Origin of the sequence: Anabaena sp. CA = ATCC 33047 (genome assembly GCF_963870205.1) — a bacterium.
In the GTDB taxonomy this organism is placed as follows: Bacteria; Cyanobacteriota; Cyanobacteriia; order Cyanobacteriales; family Nostocaceae; genus Trichormus.
Genome location: NZ_CAWMSA010000016.1, coordinates 102,804 through 124,102 on the forward strand (window position 1 = coordinate 102,804; position 21,299 = coordinate 124,102).

The window sequence follows — 21,299 nt, forward strand, 5'->3', positions numbered from 1 at the left end:
GAATTACGGTCTTCTACCACCAAAGGGACGAATTGCATTCACATTTTCCCGGAATTGTTCTACGTCTTCTGTATATCGAATTGGGAGAACATATTCCAAGTTCTCATGAGGACGAGCAATGATATGAGTAGACAATACTTGTCCACCGTTAACCCGCTTGACAGATTCCACACCTGCTGCTACTGAAGCTTGAACTTCAGACACATCTCCTCTAACAATTACTGTCACCCGACCACTACCAATTTTTTCGTAGCCTACTAAGGTGACTCGCGCAGCTTTTACCATCGCGTCTGCTGCTTCTACTACTGCTGGAAAGCCCAGCGTTTCTACCATTCCAACTGCAATTGACATCCGTTTGTTTCCTTGATCAAATTTCTCGCCCTGGACTTAAGTGATGCTCAAGAAGGCAACCCCGTTAATTACTTTTTTTTAATCAGCTTTTAGGTACGGAATTGTTCCACAGCTTCTGTGTAACGAATCGGTAAGACGTATTCTAAGTTTTCGTGGGGACGAGCAATGATGTGTGTTGAGACAACTTCACCACCATTCACTCTTCTGGCTGCTTCAATCCCAGCTGCTACTGAGGCTTGTACCTCAGATACATCTCCCCGCACAATTACTGTAACTCTTGCACTACCAATTTTTTCATATCCTACCAAAGTTACGCGCGCAGCTTTCACCATCGCGTCTGCTGCTTCTACTACTGCGGGAAATCCCTTAGTTTCAATCATTCCAACTGCAATTGGCATCCCAGAACTCCTACAAAAATTAATCCAATCAGTATTGTGGTGTGAAATTTTGGACGGGGAAGCTCATCTTGAGCTACAAAAACACTTCCAAACTAAGCATAGGAAAGCTTGGCATCTCTGGCAATATAAATTAGTATAATAGTTTATAATTAAAAAGTTTAAAAAAACTTAACAAAATTTTGTACTTGTGTTCTGGGCAATCAAAGTTCATTGATTTCTAGAGCAACCACTTATGCTTTATAATTTTTTTATGACATTCATAGACAAATATTGATAACCAAGACAAATTATGTCTGGGGGGAATAGTAACAGGCTGTAGCTTTTGCTGTCTCTGTCTTTCCTCAATCTTCTATTTGAAACCAAAAGTGTCTAAACAATATATAACTTTTTCTTATAAGTCATATAAATTTATTTGTAGAAAACCGTAACATACATTTTTGCCAAAGATATAGATGTAATCAGAACGAATGTTTTTGAGTTAAACGCCTGTGTTTAATTAAAGGTTACTAAAGCTAACTAAGTAAAACATAGGCATTAAACTTGAAAAATTAAGAAAGTTAAAAAAAGCGTAGTTTTTGGCAAAAGTGATTATTTTTAATAAATGATTATTGTAAGAGTTTAAAAAAGATTAAGGCTGAGTCATCAAGGGAAATCTAAATGAATCAATTTCTATTTGCAACGAGTTGGTGTGTCCCTTTATATAGCTTGCTAGGCGCACTTTTAACATTGCCGTGGGCAATAGGAATAATTCGCCGGACAGGGCCAAGACCTGCGGCCTACCTCAACTTGTTGACGACCCTTTTGGCTTTTTTGCATAGCCTATTGGTATTTAAAGATATCTGGAACAGAGAACAAGAGAATTTAGTCGTAACTTGGTTACAAGCTGCGGATTTAAATTTATCTTTTGCCTTGGAACTTTCACCAGTCAGTATTGGGGCGACAGTATTAATCACCGGGCTGAGTCTACTGGCTCAAATTTATGCCCTGGGGTACATGGAAAAAGACTGGTCTTTAGCTCGTTTTTTCGGGCTAATTGGATTTTTTGAAGCCGCATTAAGTGGTCTAGCCATTAGTGATTCCTTGTTTCTCAGCTACGCATTGTTGGAAGTGCTGACCCTTTCTACTTATTTGTTGGTGGGTTTTTGGTATGCTCAACCTTTGGTAGTTACAGCCGCCAGAGATGCTTTTTTGACTAAGCGCGTGGGAGACTTGTTGCTGTTGATGGCTGTGGTGACGCTTGCCACTATAGCAGGTAGTTTAAACTTTTCTGATTTATATGAATGGACACAAACAGCACAGTTAAATTCCTTGACGGCGGCGTTGTTGTGTTTGGGTTTGATTGCTGGCCCGGCTGGTAAATGCGCTCAATTTCCCTTACATTTGTGGTTAGATGAAGCAATGGAAGGCCCGAACCCAGCTTCTGTGATGCGGAACTCCTTGGTGGTAGCTGGTGGGGCGTATGTGTTGTATAAATTGCAGCCAATCTTGGTAATATCGCCATTTGTATTGAATGCTTTAATCATTATCGGTAGCGTCACAGCAGTGGGAGCTAGTTTAGTTTCTCTCGCACAAACCGATATTAAGCGCGCTCTATCCCATTCGACAAGCGCATATATGGGTTTGGTGTTTTTAGCGGTGGGATTAGAGCAAGGAGGAGTAGCTTTGATGTTGCTGCTGACTCATGCGATCGCTAAAGCATTATTATTTATGAGTTCTGGCTCTGTCATTTTTACCACCCACAGCCAAAACATGACCGAAATGGGCGGTTTATGGTCGAAAATGCCAGCAACTACCACCGCTTTTGTTGTCGGTGCAGCTGGAATGGTCACACTTTTACCACTGGGTAGCTTTTGGGCAATGCTAGCCTGGGCTGATGGTTTAGTCCGAGTCACCCCTTGGGTAATTGCCATTTTAACCATAGTCAACGGCTTAACCGCCTTAAACTTGACCAGGGTATTTAGATTAGTATTTTGGGGTCAACCACAACAAAAAACCCGTCGCGCCCCGGAAGTAGGCTGGCCGATGGCTTTCCCAATGGTGACACTCACAATTCTGACTTTACTACTACCCTTAATGTTACAGCAATGGTACTTACTACCAACTTGGGAAAGTATTGATTGGTATGTGGTTTTAGTGTTGGTGTCTTCTACTGTCACTGGTGTAGTTATCGGGTCAATTATTCATCTGCACAAAGCTTGGTCTAGGTCAAACATGATGGCTTGGCGGATGGTACAAGATTTATTGGGTTACGACTTTTATATTGACCGGATTTATCGCCTCACCGTAGTTAGTGCTGTAGCCATGTTATCGAAAATTTCCGCTTGGAGCGATCGCTATTTAGTTGATGGTTTAGTTAACTTAGTCGGATTTGCAGCCATATTTAGCGGACAAAGCTTACGTTACAGCGTTTCTGGTCAATCCCAAGCTTATATGTTAACCATCCTAGCAGTTATCAGTGCTTTGGGATTTTTCATCGCCTGGTCATTAGGCTTACTAGATCAATTGCCTTTTTGATAGTGCTGAGTGGTGAGTGCTGAGTGAAGAATTATCTTATTTCCCCAGTCCCTTCCAGTCCCCAGTCCCTAGTCCCTAGTCCCCTTGCTCATGTTTGCTTATGCTAAGTGCTTTAATTTTTGCCCCTTTATTGGGTGCGCTATTAGTTGGTTTATTACCTGCTGGTGTGAATGGGAAATTTTCCCGTAGTCTAGCTTTGGGGGTGGCGAGTTTCACTTGTGTGTGGTCGGTGGTACTCGCTAGCCAATTCAATCCAGGGGAAGTTAGTCAACAGTTTACAGAGTTTCTACCCTGGATAGATGTCTTGGGATTAAATTATAATCTAGGTGTAGATGGCTTATCTTTGCCATTGCTCGTGTTAAATGGGTTATTGACTGCCATAGCCATCTATAGCAGTGATGAATCTCTGCAACGCCCGCGATTTTATTACTCTTTGATTCTGATTTTAAGTGCTGGAGTGAATGGTGCATTTCTCGCCCAGGATTTATTGCTATTCTTCTTGTTTTACGAGTTAGAATTGATTCCCCTGTATCTGTTGATAGCCATTTGGGGCGGTGCTAGACGGGGTTATGCAGCTACAAAATTTCTGATTTACACTGCTGTTTCTGGGATATTGATTTTAGCTAGTTTCCTCGGCTTGGTGTGGTTGAGTGATGCTGGTAGTTTTGCCTTAGCATCGATAAACGCTAAATCGCTACCCTTAGCAACACAGTTGTTACTGCTGGGGGGAATTTTAATTGGTTTTGGCATCAAAATGCCTTTAGTTCCCTTGCACACTTGGCTACCAGATGCTCACGTTGAAGCTTCTACACCGATATCTGTGCTACTGGCGGGTGTGTTGTTGAAGTTGGGAACTTATGGCTTATTGCGGTTTGGGATGAACTTGTTACCGGAAGCTTGGGGGTATTTAGCTCCTTGGTTAGCAGTTTGGGCTGTGGTGAGTGTATTGTATGGTTCATCTTGTGCGATCGCTCAAACTGATATGAAGAAAATGGTAGCCTATAGTTCAATCGGACACATGGGCTATGTCTTACTAGCCGCCGCCGCCGCTACACCATTAAGCACCTTGGGCGCAGTCATGCAAATGATTAGCCACGGTTTGATTTCTGCCCTGATGTTTTTATTAGTGGGAGTTGTGTATAAAAAAGCTGGTAGTCGTGATTTAAATGTAATTCGTGGACTCCTAAACCCAGAAAGAGGGTTGCCTGTGATTGGTAGTTTAATGGTACTAGGAGTGATGGCTAGTGCTGGAACTCCGGGAATGGTCGGCTTTATCTCGGAATTCATTGTATTTCGGGGAAGTTTTGCAGTTTTTCCAGTACAGACTCTGATATCCATGATTGGCACTGGATTAACGGCGGTTTACTTTTTAATTCTGCTTAATCGTGCCTTTTTTGGGCGGTTGTCTGAGCCAGTGATTAACCTACCTAGAGTTTACTGGAGCGATCGCGCACCTGCAATTATCTTAGCTATGCTAATTGTGATTTTCGGTATCCAACCCACTTGGTTAGTACGTTGGACTGAACCCACCCTGACAGCTATGGTAAATGTAGAAAATCCAATTGCAACTGTCTCTCTAGATAAACCCAAAAGCAAAAGCTAAATATCATGTATTTGAAAATTGGTAATTGATCATGGGAAACAACCCACGATTACCAATGATCAATTACTAAACATTATTAAAAACTATATTTTTACTATTTTGGAGAATTGACAATGGTAACAATTAAAAACAAACAGAATAATCATCCATTAGCCGAATATATCGAACGTCTAAAAGCTGGACAGGCTTTATTAGCAGACAGTCCAGAGAATGTCTTAGAAGTGGTGGGGATTCTCAAAAGCTACGGCGTAGTTTTAGATGCTTATTCTAAGAATTTAATTTATATAGCAGAAAATCAATTTTTAGTATTTTTCCCATTTTTTAAATATTTTAATGGGGAAATAAGTTTAAACAAATTATTTAGCCATTGGTGGCACGACAGAATCAATTTTGAATACGCCGAATACTGTATGAAATCCATGATGTGGCATGGTGGAGGCGGTTTAGATGCTTATTTAGATACTAAAGAATTTCAAGAAATAGCGCAAGCAGTTATCAAAGCGCAATTTGTAAATAATCCCTTAATATTGGGATTAAATCAACTATTTCCCGACTTTTTAATCGAACAGTTACGGGTGTCTTCTTATTACAGTGGTTTAGGACAATTTTGGCGAGTGATGGCTGATATTTTCCTTAATTTATCAGACCGCTATGATCGAGGTGAAATTCAAACCATTCCGCAAGTTGTAGACCATATTAAAGCCGGATTGGTAGCGGATGCGTTAAAGCCAATTACTTATTCTGTGAAAATTAACAAAACAGTTTATGAAATTATTCCTAAAAGTTTAGGGTTGACTTTTTTAGCAGATACCGCAGTACCTTATGTAGAAGCAGTTTTCTTTAGAGGGACTCCATTTTTAGGAACAGTTTCCTACAATGCCCAAGCTTATCAAATTCCACCGGATCAAGCGCGATTCCAGTATGGGGCATTATACGCTGATCCTTTACCGATTGGTGGTGCTGGTATTCCGCCTACATTGTTAATGCAGGATATGCGCCATTATTTACCAGAGTATCTGCATGAAGTTTATCGCCGCAGTCCCAGAGGTGAAGATGATTTGCGGGTGCAGATTTGTATAACGTTCCAAAAATCGATGTTTTGTGTGACTACAGCCGCAATTTTAGGCTTAATGCCTCATCCTGTGGATACAGAAGACCCATCTGAGCAGAATGCTAACCTAGTTTATCTGGAAAAATGGATGGATAGATTTACAACATCACGATTGGCTGATGTTAACAGTTAAGGGGCTTCAAGTCAAAAAATATCCTATAATTGTTGACTGTTGACAGTTAACAGTTAACGATGAACAGTCAACAGTGAACGGAAAATCATTATACTTCTGGTTCAACACCGAGCGATCGCAATTGAGCCATGAGGCGTTCAGCCCGTTGGCGTTCCTGTTCGGCTCTTTCCTCACCAGTTAATAACAAATTACCCTGTAAATCCCACCAACGTAACCAGGGTAATTGCATATTCTGATATTCTCCCTGCCAGATACCTAACTCAACACCTAAAGGATGTATGGCATAATGTCCCCGTTCATTTGCGGGTAAGAGTTGATACTGTCCTTCAATCAGGTGATAAACTTCTACACTAGCTTTATTGACTTCATAAATACCATAGAAGGGCGGACGAATTACTTGCTCATAGATCCAAAATTTACCCTTCCAAGGAGTTTTGTCTCGTTCCTCACTACCATCCCCAGAGACAAATTCTAAAACAATCAACGGGGCAATAAACTCGCGCCATAACACGTAAGACCTACGGGTTTGTCCATCTAACAACGGTGGTACATTCGGGACATAAAACCAGTCGGGTGCTGCTGCGCCTTTTTCTGGCGGTTCAGTCATGCGCCAGTAGATTCCGCTATCTTGACCTATACAATATTGCCCATCGGGATGGCGTTGTTGCAATATCGGTTTAATCGAGTCAGTAAGTAGAATGCTTTGCGGATGTTCCTGAAAGTTTTTGCCTCCGGCACGCTTCGCGAACACAAATGTACCATCGGACTCTGGTAGTTGCGTATGGTCGGGAAATGGGGTGAGGTCGGTGACTGGATTTGCAGAGGTCATAAAGCTACCTTTGCAGGGATAAGGGTTGTTTTTTTAGTTTAACAATCAAAGGGGAGGAGGGCTATACCTAGGGTTTTGCTAGCTTACCCACTCCCCTGTCAACTCATAAATGGCTTGCTGAAACTATTTCACAACCACCTGATGAACTGGCGCAACACCAGCCAAATCTAAAATTTGCGGAATCAAATCTTCCCGCTTCACCGCCATGACATGGACACCATGACACAATTGCCTAGCAATTTGCACTTGTTCGGCGGCAATTTTCACGCCTTCCTGTAGGGGGTGTTTGGCTTTCGCTAACCTATCAATGATATGGTCAGGAATATTGACACCAGGAACCATGCGATTAATAAATTGAGCATTTTTCGCTGATTTCAACAGAAAAATTCCTGCTAAAATCGGTTTATTATGGGCAGATGCTATCTTGTCCATGAACTTATCTAGTCTTTCAAAATCAGTTATTAACTGACTTTGAAAAAACTGCGCTCCCGCTTCAATTTTACGTTCAAAGCGACTTTGCAAACCTGACCAACTGGTACTTTGTGGGTCTACGGCTGCACCTGCAAATAAATCTGTTGCGCCATCTGTTAAAGGGTTATCGTTGCTATCGACACCTTGATTCATTTTGCGAATCAGTTGTAACAGTCGCACAGCTTCTAAATCAAACACTGCTTTGGCTTTAGGGTGATCACCTGCTTTTACTGGGTCGCCAGTTAAAGCTAAGATATTACGAATACCTAGCGCGTGCGCCCCCATGAGGTCAGCTTGTAAACCAATACGGTTGCGATCGCGGCAAGCAATCTGACAAATTGGTTCAATCCCATGTTGCAACAAAATCACTGACGCTACCAACGAAGACATCCGCAACACAGCACGGCTACCATCGGTAACATTGACAGCATGAACCCTCCCCTTAAGGGTCGCCGCCATTTCAATCATGTGTGCTGGATTTACCCCTTTCGGTGGTGCTACCTCGGCGGTAACTAAGAATTCTCCCGCTTGCGCGGCTTTACGAAAATTGTTCAATGTGCTATAGCTACAGCTATGGTGATGTTCCATAACGTTTATAAGTGGTTTCTCTTTAAGGGTATTATGAATCACACCTTAAAGGGAAACATTGGGGAATGGGGACTAATCAATTCAAAATTCAAAATTCAAAATTCAAAATTCAAGAATTGCTTACTCAACACTCCCCACTCAACAATCAACAACAGGACTTACGCAACTGGCATAATAGTAGGGTGCGTCAGATATCAACAATCTGTTTATTGACATTATTTAAGCAGTCTGACGCACCCTACAAGACACTCAACAATCAACAGTCAACATTCAGCAGTCATAAAGGCATCGAATAGCCTAAAGCTGCTTTTACGTCTCTTAAAGTTTGGTTGGCTATGGCTTCGGCTTTTTCGCGACCATCACGCAACACAGACTCTAAATAGCCTTTGTCGTCCATGATTTGCTGATATTTCTCTTGAATGGGTTTCAAAGCATTAATCGCTGTTTCTGTCAACAATGGCTTAAATTGTCCCCAGCCCATATCTTGACACTCAGTCGCTACTTCTTCCTTAGTCTTGCCAGACAACAACATATATAATGTTAGCAAGTTGTTACACTCTGGGCGTTCTGGGTCGTCAAAAGTTAAACCCCGCACTGGGTCGGTTTTACAACGTTTAATCTTATTCGCAATTTGGTCTGGTGGATCTAAAAGATTAATCCGGCTTAACTCTGAAGGATCAGATTTTGACATTTTGCGTGTCCCATCTGTCAAACTCATTACCCTCGCGCCTTCCTTACGAATTAAAGGATCGGGAAGTTTCAACACAGGCTGATCCTTAGCAAATTGATGATTAAATCTATTGACAATATCCCGTGTTAGCTCTAAGTGTTGTTTTTGGTCTTCACCCACTGGCACTTTATCTGCTTGGTATAGCAAAATATCAGCCGCCATCAGCACAGGATAAATTAACAAGCCAGCACCCACATTTTCGCCTTGCTTGACTGCTTTCTCTTTAAACTGAATCATGTCTTGCAGCCAATTCAAGGGTGTGATGCAGTTGAGTAACCAAGCAAGTTCACTGTGGGCTGAGACATGGGATTGAATAAAGATGTTGGAATATTTTAAATCAATACCACAGGCTAAATAAAGTGCAGCAATTGTATAACTATCTGCTGCCAATGTCGCTGGATTATGCGGTACTGTAATCGCGTGTAAATCTACGACACAAAAGAAATTATCATACTGTTCCTGAATTTCCACCCAGTTGCGAATCGCGCCTAAGTAGTTACCCAAGTGTAAATTACCAGTTGGTTGAACTCCAGAAAGAACACGCTGCTTACCCATAAATTACCAGTTTATTAATCTCAAATGCCCACCGTGTAAAGTGGCAATGGCAAAACACCTTTCATTTTGACATTTTCCAGGGTAACTGACTTGAAAATCGGTAGTCCAAATTCTAGAGTCAGGAATAGGGGTGTAAACGAGAATTTTGCCCAATATCCAATCCCTCAGACAATTTTAAGAAAAATCACAAAAGTTTCCTTAATATGATTGATAATATTACTATATAGTTATATAATGGAAAAACATTCAGAGGGATGTCATTCAGAAAGTGGAATGACGAGGTTTTATGTATGGGCAAATTATTTAACGAGCTGAAGAAAGATATCTTGTATCAGCATGGGATGAATGCCTGTTTAAATTGTGGTGTATGTACTGCGGTATGTCCGGCGGCGGAGTTTAGCGATTACTCTCCTAGAGAAGTGATGAATCTGGTGCAGTCGGAAGATGATGAACTGATTGAGGAATTACTCAAGTCAGACAAAATTTGGTATTGCGGACAGTGTTTTTCTTGTAAAACCCGGTGTCCTAGAGGTAACAGCGCAGCCTCCGTCATTCTTGCCTTACGCCGACTGTCGATTAGGTACGGTTACTTCGCCGAGTCGGAAAAAGGCAGACAGCAATTAATCGCCAAGCGGCTGTTTGGGGAAAATATGCTCAAACGAGGTTATACCTTGCTGGCGGAGAATATCGCGCCTTCCCACTTCCCCGAACTCGGTGACAACTGGGAATACTATTACGACAATATGCAACAGATGCGGGAATGGTGGGATGTACCGATGAATCTGGAAAATAGCGCAGGTTCGCACCGGATGATTCCAGAAACAGACATGGAAGAAGTACGGGCAATTTATCAAAAAACTGGTGCAGTTTCTTTAATGGATGCAGTGGAACAAGGCATGGAAAAGAAACTGGGTAGTAAGGCTGAAGTAGATAAATATTGGCAAAACTGGCTAGAAACCGGCGACAGCAGAAATTACGAACTGAAATAACTATATAGGGTGAAAAATAATGAAACTGGCAGGAAAAAATCAGGCTTGGGAAAGACACCAAAAAGCTGTGCCATCTGTAGATGATGAAGGTGGTAAGTTGTGGGGATGTTTTCGCAGTTGTTTTCTTCAGAGTGCTGCCCCCTACACAGAAGGTATTGCTTATAAAATCTTGAAAAACGATTTAGGTATGGAACTGCGGGAAGCTGCCGGACATACCTCCTGTGGTGCTATTGGCTATCACGGGGATGTGTCCAACCTGGAAACGCAGATGGTAATGGCGGCAAGAAATTTTTCTGTTGCTCATCACGAACTGGGTGTAGATAATCTCTTCTCATTTTGCGTTACTTCCTTTGCTAACTATACGGAAGTGATTAAACTTTGGGAAGAAGAACCAGAGTTAAGAGAGTATACCGAAAAGACTTTGAAGGAAACTACCGGACGAGAATTTTGGATTCCTCATGTTTCTGGGGGTAGACCTTCTGTGGTTCATGCTTCCGATGTTTTCTTTGCGAATCGGCATAAATTAGCGGCAAAAGCTAAGTACAGCCTGAAGGGAATCAAAGCTACAGACCATGTTGGATGTCACTACGGGAAGATTTTCCCAGGTGAGGCTATGGGTGGGGCTGAGTTCCCGCAAGTGTTAGTAGGGCTACTAGAAGCCTTTGGTGCTGAGATTGTGGATTATCCCGAACGCAGACATTGCTGTGGTATGGGTTTTCGTCAGTGTGCTTTCCCAGAAAACAGAGACTATACCGCCAGTAGTGTTTACAAAAAATTAGTCAGTTTGAAGGAAGCGCATCCAGACTGTAATTTAATCTTGACTAACTGTCCGGGGTGTACTGTGTTTCTTGATGCTGAACAAGGAACTATTAAGGAAGTTTTGGAAGAAGAGTTTAATGTCAGTATTCTTGACTATGCTCAATTGACTGGGTTGTTGTTGGGTTATGACCCATTTAAGGATTGTGGATTGAATGCTAAGGCTGTCCCGATTGAGCCTTTGTTGGAGAAGATTGGTATTCCTTATGACAAGAGTAAAACGGCACAGGAGCGTAGGAGGCCATTTTAATCGTCTGCGGTGTTGCATGGTTTTGGATTTTGTCACGCTCCAGGCGCAGAGAGTAAGAGAGTTTAGAGGTGAAAGTTATGGGTAAAAATGTTGTAGTGATTGGGGGCGGTGTTGCTGGGATGGCGGCGGCGGGGAGATTGCAGGATTTTGGTTATGAGGTGGTTTTAATTGAGAAGGCAGCCGCTATTGGGGGTCATGTTAAGAATTGGTATAAGGTGTTTCCTGATTTTACTGATGCTACGGAAATTATTAGTAATTTAAAGGGGAATCTCAACAAGACTAAGATTTTAACTGATTGTACAGTGACGGAGATTGCTGGGTCAGCACCCAATTTTCAAGTGACAACTTCGACTGGTGAAATCATAGATGCAGTTGCGATTTTGGTGGCGACGGGATTTAAGCCGTTTGATGCTGCTTTGAAGGAAGAATATGGTTATGGCATCTACGATAATTCTATTACCTCAATTGAGCTAGATGCTATGTTGAAACATCACACTGTGAAGACGGCATCTGGTAAAACGCCGCAAAAGGTGGCGATGATTCACTGTGTGGGTTCTAGGGATGAGAAGGTCAATAATAATTACTGTTCTAGAGTCTGTTGTACGAACACAATTAAGGTGGCAATTGAACTTAAACAGCAGATTCCTAATTGTGAGATTTATTGCCTCTATATGGATATTCGGGTGTTTGGTCGCGGTTATGAGGAACTTTATCGCACTTCTCAGGAAGATTATGGTATTCAGTTTATTCGTGGTCGGTTGTCTGAGGCGAATGAGAAAACTGACAGCAGCTTATTGTTAAGACTGGAAGATACCTTAACAGCTAGACCGATGCGGTTGAGTGTGGATATGTTGGTGTTAATGGTGGGGATGTGTGCCAATACGGAATTATCACAGGTGGCGGGGTTAAAGGTTGGTGCAGACCGTTTCTATGTCACTGCTAATATGCAATATTCCAATAATTCCTCCCCCAGAGAAGGTATTTTTCTGGCGGGGACAGCTACAGGGCCAAAAGCAATTGTGGAATCTATTACTGATGGACGGTCGGCGGCGGCGGAAATTGCAGCTTTTTTAGCTAGTCAATCAGTAGATTCTCTCAATGGTGGCTCGGTAGTGGCGGAAATTGCTACTTCACTTCATTAAGGTATCAAGCAATGGCAGGAAAAAAATGTTTCTTTGGTCTGAAGGTAGACCGTCAGGTTGATGGTGACAAAATGAACCACGAGTTTCTCAAGCAGGTTCTGGCGGAGGGTGGTGAGTATGCTGCGATCGCTAGTTGTATGCAGTGTGGTACTTGTAGCGGTGGCTGTACCAATGCTGACCGGATGGATATTTTACCACGCAGTTTGGTACTGATGATTCAGAGGGGTGAGTGGGAAAAGGTGCTGCAAAGTCAGGCTTTGTGGTTGTGTACATCTTGTCAAATTTGTACTACCCGATGTCCGCGTGGGGTGCGACCGTCGGATGTGATGGAAGCAGTGAAGGCGATCGCCATTCGGGAAGGTATCAAAAATGACTCTGTGAGATTTAATCAAATATTTGTGGAATTAATCAAGAAACGCGGCATCCTGTTTGAACCGGAATTAATGCAAGAGTATGGCGGTATGTCCGCCGTGCTGGAACAAGCGCAATTAGGCATCAAATTAGCTTTACGGGGCAAAATATCCCCATTTCCGGCTCAAGTCAAAGACCCCAAACAATTTAGCGCAGCATTATCAAAGGCGGTCGAACAATGAAATTTTCTTACTATCCTGGATGTAGTCTGCATACAACAGCCAAAGAGTTTGATATCTCCACCAAAGTTGTGATGCGGGAACTGGGAATTGAACTTGAGGATTTGCATGACTGGTCATGTTGTGGCGGTTCTGTAGCTGGCGCAGTTTCCCATGATGTGGGTATGGCTTTGGCGGCGCGAAATGTCGCTTTGGCACAAAAGCAAAATCTGGATTTGTTAGCATCTTGTTCTGGTTGTTATAACAAATCAGCGAAGGCAGCACAGGCATTAGAAAAGGATACAGAAAGACAAAAAATCACCTCGATTCTCTCAGAAATGGGTATATCCGTTTCCGACTCCAATATTAGAGTCAGGAATGTAGTTGATGTGTTGGTTAATGATGTTGATATTTCCAGCCACATCAAAAAGCCTCTGAAGAATTTGAAAGTGGCTTGTTATTATGGTTGTCTCTTGACTCGACCAGCAGACATTACTGGGTGGGACTCTCCTACTTTCCCCATGTCAATGGATAAATTAGCTCAAAAGTGTGAGGCTGAGGTGGTTGATTTTCGCTCAAAAACCAAATGTTGTGGCGGGTCTGTAGTCATCCCCAAAGAAGATGTCGCCTTAGAACTGACTAAGAGACTATTAGATGAGGCTCAATCTCTGGGGGCTGATTGTATAGTTTTGGCTTGTCCTTTGTGTGCTACAAATTTAGAAATTAAACAACCAGATATCGAGAAGAAATACAATGTTAGCTATGGTTTACCCATTATCTACATTACGGAGTTAATTGGACTGGCTTTTGGTATTGCACCCAGAAAATTAGGCTTAAATAAGCACATAATTTCTACCAAGTCGGTTTTGCAGAAATTGAATGTATCTGACTAAGTAGGAGAGATAAATTATGAAATGGGAATATCAATTGAGCAAGGCAGTCACGAGAAATCCTCTGTTTGGCAATTACTGTCCATTTCCAGGCATGACAAAATTATTGCTTGTCAGTGCTACTGGCTTCATTCTTTTACCAATTCTGCTACCAGCAGTCAAAAAAGTTGGTAAATCAATCGCCAAGCAAACCATCAAAGGCGGCATCCTTGTCTATGAAAGTAGTAAAGAACTTGTCACTGAAGCCAAAGCAGAAGTAGCCGCTAAAATCCCCAACTAAAACTTACATATTCATGCTTTGAGTTGACGAGCAGATTATTTTTATGGTCTAGAATATAGTGGGAATTTTTTTTCTTAGTTACCATCACGAAATACTATTAAAATCTAGACCATGAAACATCAAAAAATTCTGGCAAGTTTATTAGGATTAGGGATATTTGTCTATATTCTTTTTGGTTTCGCCTATAACCAGTCAGCATTAGCATTTTCCCAGTCATTGAATCAAAACTTATCTACCCCAGTTACCAAAAATACAACCGTGGTTAATTCAGATTCAGACCTAAAAACGGCAGTTAATCATTATCTCACTTCCATCCCTAAAGGCTATTACACCGTGGGTAATGTAGAAGAATTGCAACGGTTACTCAGGGAGGAAAATATTCTTTTGATTGATGTCAGAGAACCTTCTGAGTATGCCACCGGACATATTGGTAATGCAATTAATATTCCTCTGCCAAGACTAACGCAAAACCTTGACCAAATTCCCCAAAATCAGTCTGTGGTTGTATACTGCACATCTGGTTATCGTTCAGCAATGGCTGTGATGTCTTTACGTTTGTTGGGTTATGACAATGTGCGAGGTTTTCCCCCAAGTATCAATGGTTGGAAAGCAGCAGGTCAAACTTTAAATACTTCCTCCAGCTAATTGCAACTCAGCAACGCTAGTTTCAGTCTCTAGGCTTTCACACATCACAACAAATCTTAATATCCCGTTGAAAAACTTACATTAACTTAGGAGGTAATGTTTTTGAATTCCGGGGTGTGTGCTTTATGAAAGCCTTACTACTCTGGCCAATAATGCCCAATTCTTTCTGGTCTTACCAGGAAACCCTTGATTTAGCAGGTTTACACTCTACGAATCCCCCATTGGGTTTAATTACAGTGGCGGCGATGTTACCTAGTGATTGGGAAATTAGATTGATAGACCGCAATGTACGTTTAGAAACTGATGCAGACTGGGAATGGTGCGATTTGGTAATCATCTCTGCAATGATTATCCAAAAACAGGACTTTTGGGAGTTGATCAAAAAGGGAGTTGCGTTAGGTAAAAAGGTAGCTGTAGGAGGGCCTTTCCCTACGTCAGTCCCAGAATTTGCTTTGGAAGCAGGGGCGCATTATTTAATTTTGGATGAGGGTGAATGTACTATCCCCATGTTTTTATCAGCTTTAGCAGGGGGAGAGGAACGGGGAATTTTTCGTTCTCCAGAAAAACCAGATGTTACCCAAACGCCTATTGCTCGATTTGATTTACTGGATTTAGATGCTTATTTAGCAATCACTGTACAATTTTCCCGTGGGTGTCCGTTTCAATGCGAGTTTTGCGACATCATCAATTTGTATGGACGCAAACCCCGCACCAAAACACCAGAACAAATGCTGAGAGAATTTCAAACTCTCTATGATTTGGGTTGGCGAAGGTATGTGTTTGTGGTGGATGACAATTTTATCGGTAACAAACGTAATGCCAAAGTATTTTTAAAAGCACTCATCCCGTGGATGGAGGAACATAATTACCCCTTTACTTTAGTGACAGAAGCATCACTAAATTTAGCCGAGGACGACGAATTAATTGAGTTGATGGTGAAAGCTGGTTTTACGATGGTCTTTATGGGCATCGAAACCCCAGACACAGATAGTCTTTTGGGTATTCATAAAGTCCAGAATACACGTAAAGACTTAATAGAATCTTGCCATAAAATCACCAAGGCAGGATTACAAATTATGTCTGGTTTTATTATGGGCTTTGATAATGAGCGTTCAGGTGCAGGTCAAAGAATTAGGGATTTTATTGAGGAAACTGGCATTCCTCAAGGGCATTTTAGCTTACTGCAAGCGTTACAAAATACTGCTCTTTGGAATCGCTTACAGCAGGAAGGGCGGCTGGTTGATGGGTTAGGAACTGTTCATCAAGGTGCAATTATGAACTTTGTACCAACTCGTCCCGTAGAGGAAATTACGGAAGAGTATATTGAGGGTTTTTGGCATATTTATGAGCCAATGCCTTACTTAAAGCGGACTTTCCGCCATTTTATGATGATGACGGGCTGGCGGCCTAAAACTAACCGTCGTGTAACTATGATTGAAATACGTCTGTTTTTTGCTATTTGCTGGCGACAGGGTGTAGTTCGTTCTACACGCTGGCGGTTTTGGTGGCAATTGGTAGCGATCGCCTTTTCCAAACCCCGGTTATTATACGATTACATGACTACCTTGGGTATAGGTGAACATTTCTTCAGCTACCGTCATGAGGTAAGGGCGCAGTTACGAGCGAAATTGGCAATATTGCAGGAGTCTAAACAGGAAGATGCAATTCATCAGTTAGCACCTGTGAGTTGATTCCTTACTTTTTATGTCTTTAGATATAACAGTCTTACCTGTTTTCAGATCCCCGACTTCTTAGAGAAGTCGGGGATCTTGTTCCTCACAAGAAAAATTATGATAATATTATTCAGCTTCCTCAAAATTTTTGTAATAAATTAATCTCAAATATTTACATATAAAAATGCGTGAACTCTATCCCCTGATTGAACCTTATAATGAAAGTAAATTACAAGTTTCAGAATTACACACAATCCATTTTGAAGAATCAGGAAACCCCCAAGGTAAACCTATAGTTTTGCTGCATGGCGGTCCTGGTGGTGGTTGTCCGCCACATTATCGCCAATATTTTCATCCAGAAAAATGGCGGTTAATCATGTTTGATCAACGTGGTTGCGGTAAAAGTATACCCCATGCAGAGTTACGAGAAAATACAACTTGGCATTTAGTTGATGATATTGAAAAACTGCGAGAACATTTAGGCATAGAAAAATGGGTAGTTTTTGGTGGTAGTTGGGGAAGCACCTTATCATTAGCTTATAGTCAAACTTATCCAGAACGTTGTTTAGGGTTAATTTTACGCGGTATATTCTTACTCAGACAAAAAGAATTAAGATGGTTTTATCAAGAAGGTGCTAGCTATATTTTTCCTGATGCTTGGGAAGAATATCTCAAACCAATTCCTGTAGATGAACGTGATGATTTACTCACAGCTTATTATCAACGTTTAACTAGCCCAGATTTACAAATTAGACAAGCAGCAGCGCGGGCTTGGTCAATTTGGGAAGCTAGCACGAGTAAATTATTTCCTGATACTCAATTAATGCAAACTTTTGGGGATGATAAATTTGCTGAAGCTTTTGCCAGAATTGAATGTCATTATTTTATTAATAAAGGTTTTTTAAATCCAGAAAATCAGTTCTTATTAAATGTTGACCGCATTCGACATATTCCGGCGGTGATTGTTCAAGGTCGTTATGATGTAGTTTGCCCAATGATATCAGCTTGGGAATTACATCGAGCTTGGCCGGAGGCTGAATTTATTCTAGTTCCTGATGCGGGACACTCGATGAGTGAGGTGGGAATTCGTAGTGCTTTGATTGAGGCGACAGATAGGTTTGGTGATAGGGTGTAAGTTGATAGTTTGTAGTAAGGACTTTAGTCCTTATTTAAAGATAGGGAGGACTAAAGTCCTCACTACAAACAAAATAATTTTATATTGATAACAATGAAATTTATAGGTGTGGATTTGGGTTGGAAATCTCAACCGAGTGGGCTGTGTTACTTACAATTAACAGAGGGAAAATTAGAGTTAGTTGATTTAGCACGGAAAGATGCGATCGCTCACATTTTAGCTTGGATAGATAACTGCGTAAAACCAACCGAATCAGCACTTATCGCCGTAGATGCGCCTACCCTCATCCCTAACGCTACAGGTAGTCGTCTTCCTGATAAGCTAACTCATACATACTTTGGAAAATATCACGCTGGCTGTTACCCCGCTAACCAAAGTCTCCCATTTGCCGAACGCACTATTAACTTTGGTTTAGAATTAGAATCCCGTGGTTTTGCCCATGCACCGGAAATTACACAACAAACACCGGGTAGATATCAAATTGAAGTCTTTCCCCATCCTGCCATAGTGCATTTATTCGGGTTAGAACGCATCCTAAAATACAAAAAAGGGCGTATCAATGAACGCCGCTTAGAATTAATCAAACTATATCAATATATTGTGGAAATGCTACCCACCTATGAACCTGCTTTAGATGTGGGTAGTTTGTTACCTGTGGAGATTCCCTATACAGGTGCAGAACTCAAAGCTACAGAAGATAAATTAGATAGCTTAATCTGTGCTTATGTAGCTGCTTACTGGTGGTATTGGGGTACACAACGTAACCTAGTATTAGGCGATCGCACTACAGGTTACATTGTCATCCCCAAGGGATTGGGGACTGGGGACAAATCAATTCAAAATTCAAAATTCAAAATTCAAAATTAAAGAATTCTGGGGAAAATTTCCCTCATCTAAGTTTCTTAATAGCGAATTGCGAATTGCGAATTGTGAATTGGTATAACTCCCTCATCCTATTCAGCCCAAGCAATCAACCGGGGTTCATAAGAACTAGATAGATATGGGTGTTGAGGTAACACGCGCAAAGACAAGCCTTGTAAACCGGAATTGGTATAAATGATATTGGCGGTGTAAATACTCAAGCCGTGTGTATCCTGTCCTTGGTAATCCATGACTACAGGTACAGCGTTGACGATATCGCCATTGGCATCAATTGCACCTTGATATAATTCCACCTGCACATCATCATTGGTTAAAGTTGCTAGGTCAACTTTAGCTTTTACGGCCACAGTTTGATTGACTTCGATATCTGCACCTGCGGATACGTCGATATCTTTGATTTTGATATTAAACCAGTGGTCAGTAAGTTTTGCTTTCCAAGCTGCTAATTCCTTAGCTGGAGCATAATTATCAGCTATCAGGGTATGATAGCGATCGCTAGCAGGGAAATAAGCCCGTTGAGCATATTCTCGCACCATCCGCGCTGTATTGAAAAACGGACAATTCAACTGAATCGCGTCTTTCATTTTAGCAACCCAACGCCGAGGTAAACCATCGACATCACGGTGGTCATAGAATAACGGTACAACTTCTTTTTCTAGTAAGTCATACAAAGCATTAGCTTCGACTTCATCCTGATAATTAGGATCATCATAATTTTCGCCGTGACCAATTGCCCAACCTGTGCGGACATAATCAGCTTCATCCCACCAACCATCTAAGACACTTAAATTAGGTAGTCCATTCATGGCGGCTTTCATCCCGCTAGTACCAGAGGCTTCACGGGGACGACGGGGAGTATTTAACCAGACATCACAGCCAGCCACCATCAACCGGGAAATATGAATGTCGTAGTTGGGAACAAACACTATATGTTTTTCTAAGTGTTGTTCTGTGATAAAGTGATTAATTTCGCGGATGAGTTCTTTACCAGGAAGGTCTTTTGGGTGTGCCTTACCCGCAATCACAAACTGCACTTTGCGATTTTTGTTACCTAGCAAAATGCGCTTTATACGTTCAATGTCACGCATCCACAAGGTAGCGCGTTTGTAAGTGGCAAAACGACGGGCAAAGCCAATAGTTAAAACATTAGGATCTAGGACTTCCTGGGCTTGAGCAATATCTGAAGCAGAAGCACCGCGATCGCGTAAATGTTTAACCAGATGTTCCCGCACATACAAAATCATGTCTAAGCGACAACGCTCATGATTTCGCCATAACTCCTCATCGGGTATCGCTTCCATCCGTTCCCATAATGGGCTATCAGGTGGTGCAGATGACCAATTCGGCCCCAAGTAGCGATCATATAATTCCTGAGTTGATTTAGCAACACAACTGCGGGCGTGGACACCGTTAGTAATAGCGGCAATTGGCACTTCTTCCACGGGTACTTTTTTCCACAAACCTTGGAACATTTGCCGTGAGACTACGCCGTGCAACTGCGCCACACCATTAGAAGCAGTTGCCATTTTTAAAGCCAGCACTGCCATACTAAAGGGTGCAGATAAATCACCTGTATTCTCTCGCCCCAGTCCTAAAAATTGTTCTTTGGGTAACCCAAAAATATCTGCATAATAACCCAGGTAGTAAAGGATTTTGTCGGGAGGGAACAAGTCAATCCCTGCTGGTACTGGGGTGTGGGTGGTAAAGATGTTGCTGGAAATTACCACCTGCCTAGCTTCCGTATAGCTTAATCCCTGTTCTTTAATTAACAGACGGATACGCTCTAGGGCTGAAAAGGCGGCGTGGCCTTCATTCATGTGGTAAGCTGTGACCTCATACCCCAAAGCTTTTAATAGCTGTACACCACCAATCCCTAACATAATTTCTTGGTGGATACGCATATCGATATCCCCACCATACAGCTGATCTGTAATGTCGTGGTCGTAGGGATTGTTTGGTTCAATGTTAGTGTCCAACATATACAAGGGTACTGTTCCCACCTGTACGCGCCAAACTCTCGCGTATACTTTCCGCCCTGGATAGTCTACTGCAATCCGCAATTCTGAACCGTCGGGATTACGCTCCAGATGCAAGGGCATATTGTAAAAATCATTAATCGGGTAGCGTTCTTGCTGCCAGCCATCCACATTTAGATACTGAGCAAAGTAGCCTTGCTGGTAGAGTAAGCCGACTCCCACCAGAGGTAAACCCAAGTCGCTGGCAGATTTGAGGTGATCCCCCGCCAGCACACCCAAACCACCAGAATAGATGGGTAGACAATCTACCAGCCCGAATTCCGCCGAAAAATAGGCGTAACATTCCTTTGGTTTTTGACTGCGCTGTTTCTGATACCAAGTGCGCTCTTGGAGATATTCTTGTAATTGACGCGCAGCACGATCCATCTGTGCTAGGAAGCCTTCATCTTCCACGACTTCCAAAAGCCGGGCTTGACTAATCGTACCTAGCATCAAGACTGGATTGTGATGACTAGATTCCCACAAATCTGGGTCTAAACGGCGAAATAAATCTTTTGTCTCAACATTCCAATCCCAATGTAAGTTATACGCCAATCCTCTCAATGGTTCGAGTCGTGGCGGCAGGGAAGGAGAAACGTTGAATGTACGAATTGGCTGCATAGGTTAGCAAAGCTCCTAGTTTAGCTATGGCTATTGTTGACTGTCTTTACCCAATGTTGCCAATTCTTTATACTATGTTTGTAAAATTGCCATGACTTTGTGGAGCATG

The 21,299-nt window shown here is 42.0% G+C and carries 19 protein-coding genes; 13 read left to right on the forward strand and 6 right to left on the reverse strand.

Going from position 1 to position 21,299, the window contains the following annotated elements; translation table 11 throughout:
- Nucleotides 1-3: 3 nt before the first annotated feature.
- Both AACS98_RS03845 and AACS98_RS03850 read right to left on the reverse strand, forming a co-directional pair.
- Nucleotides 4-351 (reverse strand): carbon dioxide-concentrating mechanism protein CcmK, encoded by a 348-nt coding sequence (locus AACS98_RS03845; RefSeq protein ID WP_015111750.1) that lies wholly within the window; start codon nt 349-351, stop codon nt 4-6.
- An 89-nt stretch (nt 352-440) separates the two neighbouring features.
- Nucleotides 441-749: a carbon dioxide-concentrating mechanism protein CcmK gene (locus tag AACS98_RS03850; protein WP_010995042.1), complete on the reverse strand. Its 309-nt coding sequence runs from the start codon at nt 747-749 to the stop codon at nt 441-443.
- A gap of 657 nt (nt 750-1,406) precedes the next feature.
- On the opposite strand from AACS98_RS03850, the gene AACS98_RS03855 reads away from it, so the two are divergent.
- The 3 genes from AACS98_RS03855 to AACS98_RS03865 all read left to right on the forward strand — a co-directional run bounded on the left by AACS98_RS03855 (nt 1,407) and on the right by AACS98_RS03865 (nt 6,110).
- Nucleotides 1,407-3,263, forward strand: a complete 1,857-nt coding sequence (locus AACS98_RS03855; RefSeq protein ID WP_066376576.1) for an NAD(P)H-quinone oxidoreductase subunit F — start codon at nt 1,407-1,409, stop codon at nt 3,261-3,263.
- A 100-nt stretch (nt 3,264-3,363) separates the two neighbouring features.
- Entirely contained in the window at nt 3,364-4,866 is a 1,503-nt protein-coding gene (locus AACS98_RS03860) for an NADH-quinone oxidoreductase subunit M (RefSeq protein WP_066376578.1), read from the forward strand.
- 113 nt (nt 4,867-4,979) lie between these two features.
- Complete coding sequence (locus AACS98_RS03865; protein WP_066376581.1) at nt 4,980-6,110, forward strand: CO2 hydration protein; 1,131 nt, start codon at nt 4,980-4,982, stop codon at nt 6,108-6,110.
- Between the two features lie 88 nt (nt 6,111-6,198).
- On the opposite strand, the gene AACS98_RS03870 is transcribed toward AACS98_RS03865, so the two are convergent.
- From AACS98_RS03870 to trpS, 3 genes are all read right to left on the reverse strand, one after another.
- Nucleotides 6,199-6,939, reverse strand: coding sequence for a Uma2 family endonuclease (locus AACS98_RS03870; RefSeq protein WP_066376584.1), 741 nt, complete (start codon nt 6,937-6,939; stop codon nt 6,199-6,201).
- 123 nt (nt 6,940-7,062) lie between these two features.
- Complete coding sequence (locus AACS98_RS03875) at nt 7,063-7,998, reverse strand: methylenetetrahydrofolate reductase (protein WP_066376586.1); 936 nt, start codon at nt 7,996-7,998, stop codon at nt 7,063-7,065.
- A gap of 277 nt (nt 7,999-8,275) precedes the next feature.
- Nucleotides 8,276-9,283, reverse strand: a complete 1,008-nt coding sequence (trpS, locus tag AACS98_RS03880) for a tryptophan--tRNA ligase (RefSeq protein WP_066376595.1) — start codon at nt 9,281-9,283, stop codon at nt 8,276-8,278.
- A 290-nt stretch (nt 9,284-9,573) separates the two neighbouring features.
- Here trpS and AACS98_RS03885 point away from each other — a divergent pair, with 290 nt between their 5' ends.
- From AACS98_RS03885 to AACS98_RS03930, 10 genes are all read left to right on the forward strand, one after another.
- A complete protein-coding gene (locus AACS98_RS03885; protein ID WP_066376597.1) occupies nt 9,574-10,272 on the forward strand; it encodes a 4Fe-4S dicluster domain-containing protein in 699 nt (232 codons plus the stop codon).
- Between the two features lie 19 nt (nt 10,273-10,291).
- The gene (locus tag AACS98_RS03890) at nt 10,292-11,338 is read left to right on the forward strand and encodes a heterodisulfide reductase-related iron-sulfur binding cluster (RefSeq protein WP_066376599.1); all 1,047 of its coding nucleotides are present in this window, start codon (nt 10,292-10,294) and stop codon (nt 11,336-11,338) included.
- 77 nt (nt 11,339-11,415) lie between these two features.
- Complete coding sequence (locus AACS98_RS03895; protein ID WP_066376601.1) at nt 11,416-12,480, forward strand: FAD-dependent oxidoreductase; 1,065 nt, start codon at nt 11,416-11,418, stop codon at nt 12,478-12,480.
- An 11-nt stretch (nt 12,481-12,491) separates the two neighbouring features.
- Nucleotides 12,492-13,073, forward strand: coding sequence for a 4Fe-4S dicluster domain-containing protein (locus AACS98_RS03900; protein WP_066376603.1), 582 nt, complete (start codon nt 12,492-12,494; stop codon nt 13,071-13,073).
- Nucleotides 13,070-13,942 carry a CoB--CoM heterodisulfide reductase iron-sulfur subunit B family protein gene (locus AACS98_RS03905; RefSeq protein ID WP_066376604.1) on the forward strand — a complete coding sequence of 291 codons (873 nt, stop codon included), beginning with the start codon at nt 13,070-13,072 and terminating at the stop codon, nt 13,940-13,942. The genes AACS98_RS03900 and AACS98_RS03905 overlap by 4 nt, the downstream gene beginning before the upstream one ends.
- Nucleotides 13,943-13,958: 16 nt before the next feature.
- A complete protein-coding gene (locus AACS98_RS03910; protein ID WP_066376605.1) occupies nt 13,959-14,219 on the forward strand; it encodes a hypothetical protein in 261 nt (86 codons plus the stop codon).
- A 111-nt stretch (nt 14,220-14,330) separates the two neighbouring features.
- A complete protein-coding gene (locus AACS98_RS03915; protein WP_066376606.1) occupies nt 14,331-14,864 on the forward strand; it encodes a rhodanese-like domain-containing protein in 534 nt (177 codons plus the stop codon).
- A gap of 125 nt (nt 14,865-14,989) precedes the next feature.
- The gene (locus tag AACS98_RS03920) at nt 14,990-16,555 is read left to right on the forward strand and encodes a B12-binding domain-containing radical SAM protein (RefSeq protein WP_066376607.1); all 1,566 of its coding nucleotides are present in this window, start codon (nt 14,990-14,992) and stop codon (nt 16,553-16,555) included.
- A 166-nt stretch (nt 16,556-16,721) separates the two neighbouring features.
- Complete coding sequence (gene pip, locus AACS98_RS03925; protein ID WP_066376609.1) at nt 16,722-17,672, forward strand: prolyl aminopeptidase; 951 nt, start codon at nt 16,722-16,724, stop codon at nt 17,670-17,672.
- A 93-nt stretch (nt 17,673-17,765) separates the two neighbouring features.
- The gene (locus tag AACS98_RS03930) at nt 17,766-18,539 is read left to right on the forward strand and encodes a DUF429 domain-containing protein (protein ID WP_066376610.1); all 774 of its coding nucleotides are present in this window, start codon (nt 17,766-17,768) and stop codon (nt 18,537-18,539) included.
- A gap of 86 nt (nt 18,540-18,625) precedes the next feature.
- Here AACS98_RS03930 and glgP read toward each other — a convergent pair whose 3' ends face one another.
- Nucleotides 18,626-21,190, reverse strand: a complete 2,565-nt coding sequence (gene glgP / locus AACS98_RS03935) for an alpha-glucan family phosphorylase (RefSeq protein WP_066376611.1) — start codon at nt 21,188-21,190, stop codon at nt 18,626-18,628.
- Nucleotides 21,191-21,299: the final 109 nt, after the last annotated feature.

What these genes read in the sequence shown, in the direction of transcription:
- AACS98_RS03845 (WP_015111750.1), bottom strand. Translation starts at nt 351, where the DNA reads ATGTCAATTGCAGTTGGAATGGTAGAAACGCTGGGCTTTCCAGCAGTA.
- AACS98_RS03910 (WP_066376605.1), top strand. Translation starts at nt 13,959, where the DNA reads ATGAAATGGGAATATCAATTGAGCAAGGCAGTCACGAGAAATCCTCTG.
- AACS98_RS03895 (WP_066376601.1), top strand. Translation starts at nt 11,416, where the DNA reads ATGGGTAAAAATGTTGTAGTGATTGGGGGCGGTGTTGCTGGGATGGCG.
- AACS98_RS03860 (WP_066376578.1), top strand. Translation starts at nt 3,364, where the DNA reads ATGCTAAGTGCTTTAATTTTTGCCCCTTTATTGGGTGCGCTATTAGTT.
- AACS98_RS03865 (WP_066376581.1), top strand. Translation starts at nt 4,980, where the DNA reads ATGGTAACAATTAAAAACAAACAGAATAATCATCCATTAGCCGAATAT.
- AACS98_RS03930 (WP_066376610.1), top strand. Translation starts at nt 17,766, where the DNA reads ATGAAATTTATAGGTGTGGATTTGGGTTGGAAATCTCAACCGAGTGGG.
- AACS98_RS03885 (WP_066376597.1), top strand. Translation starts at nt 9,574, where the DNA reads ATGGGCAAATTATTTAACGAGCTGAAGAAAGATATCTTGTATCAGCAT.
- AACS98_RS03890 (WP_066376599.1), top strand. Translation starts at nt 10,292, where the DNA reads ATGAAACTGGCAGGAAAAAATCAGGCTTGGGAAAGACACCAAAAAGCT.
- glgP (WP_066376611.1), bottom strand. Translation starts at nt 21,190, where the DNA reads ATGCAGCCAATTCGTACATTCAACGTTTCTCCTTCCCTGCCGCCACGA.
- AACS98_RS03875 (WP_066376586.1), bottom strand. Translation starts at nt 7,998, where the DNA reads ATGGAACATCACCATAGCTGTAGCTATAGCACATTGAACAATTTTCGT.
- pip (WP_066376609.1), top strand. Translation starts at nt 16,722, where the DNA reads ATGCGTGAACTCTATCCCCTGATTGAACCTTATAATGAAAGTAAATTA.
- AACS98_RS03900 (WP_066376603.1), top strand. Translation starts at nt 12,492, where the DNA reads ATGGCAGGAAAAAAATGTTTCTTTGGTCTGAAGGTAGACCGTCAGGTT.
- AACS98_RS03915 (WP_066376606.1), top strand. Translation starts at nt 14,331, where the DNA reads ATGAAACATCAAAAAATTCTGGCAAGTTTATTAGGATTAGGGATATTT.
- AACS98_RS03850 (WP_010995042.1), bottom strand. Translation starts at nt 749, where the DNA reads ATGCCAATTGCAGTTGGAATGATTGAAACTAAGGGATTTCCCGCAGTA.
- AACS98_RS03870 (WP_066376584.1), bottom strand. Translation starts at nt 6,939, where the DNA reads ATGACCTCTGCAAATCCAGTCACCGACCTCACCCCATTTCCCGACCAT.
- trpS (WP_066376595.1), bottom strand. Translation starts at nt 9,283, where the DNA reads ATGGGTAAGCAGCGTGTTCTTTCTGGAGTTCAACCAACTGGTAATTTA.
- AACS98_RS03920 (WP_066376607.1), top strand. Translation starts at nt 14,990, where the DNA reads ATGAAAGCCTTACTACTCTGGCCAATAATGCCCAATTCTTTCTGGTCT.
- AACS98_RS03855 (WP_066376576.1), top strand. Translation starts at nt 1,407, where the DNA reads ATGAATCAATTTCTATTTGCAACGAGTTGGTGTGTCCCTTTATATAGC.
- AACS98_RS03905 (WP_066376604.1), top strand. Translation starts at nt 13,070, where the DNA reads ATGAAATTTTCTTACTATCCTGGATGTAGTCTGCATACAACAGCCAAA.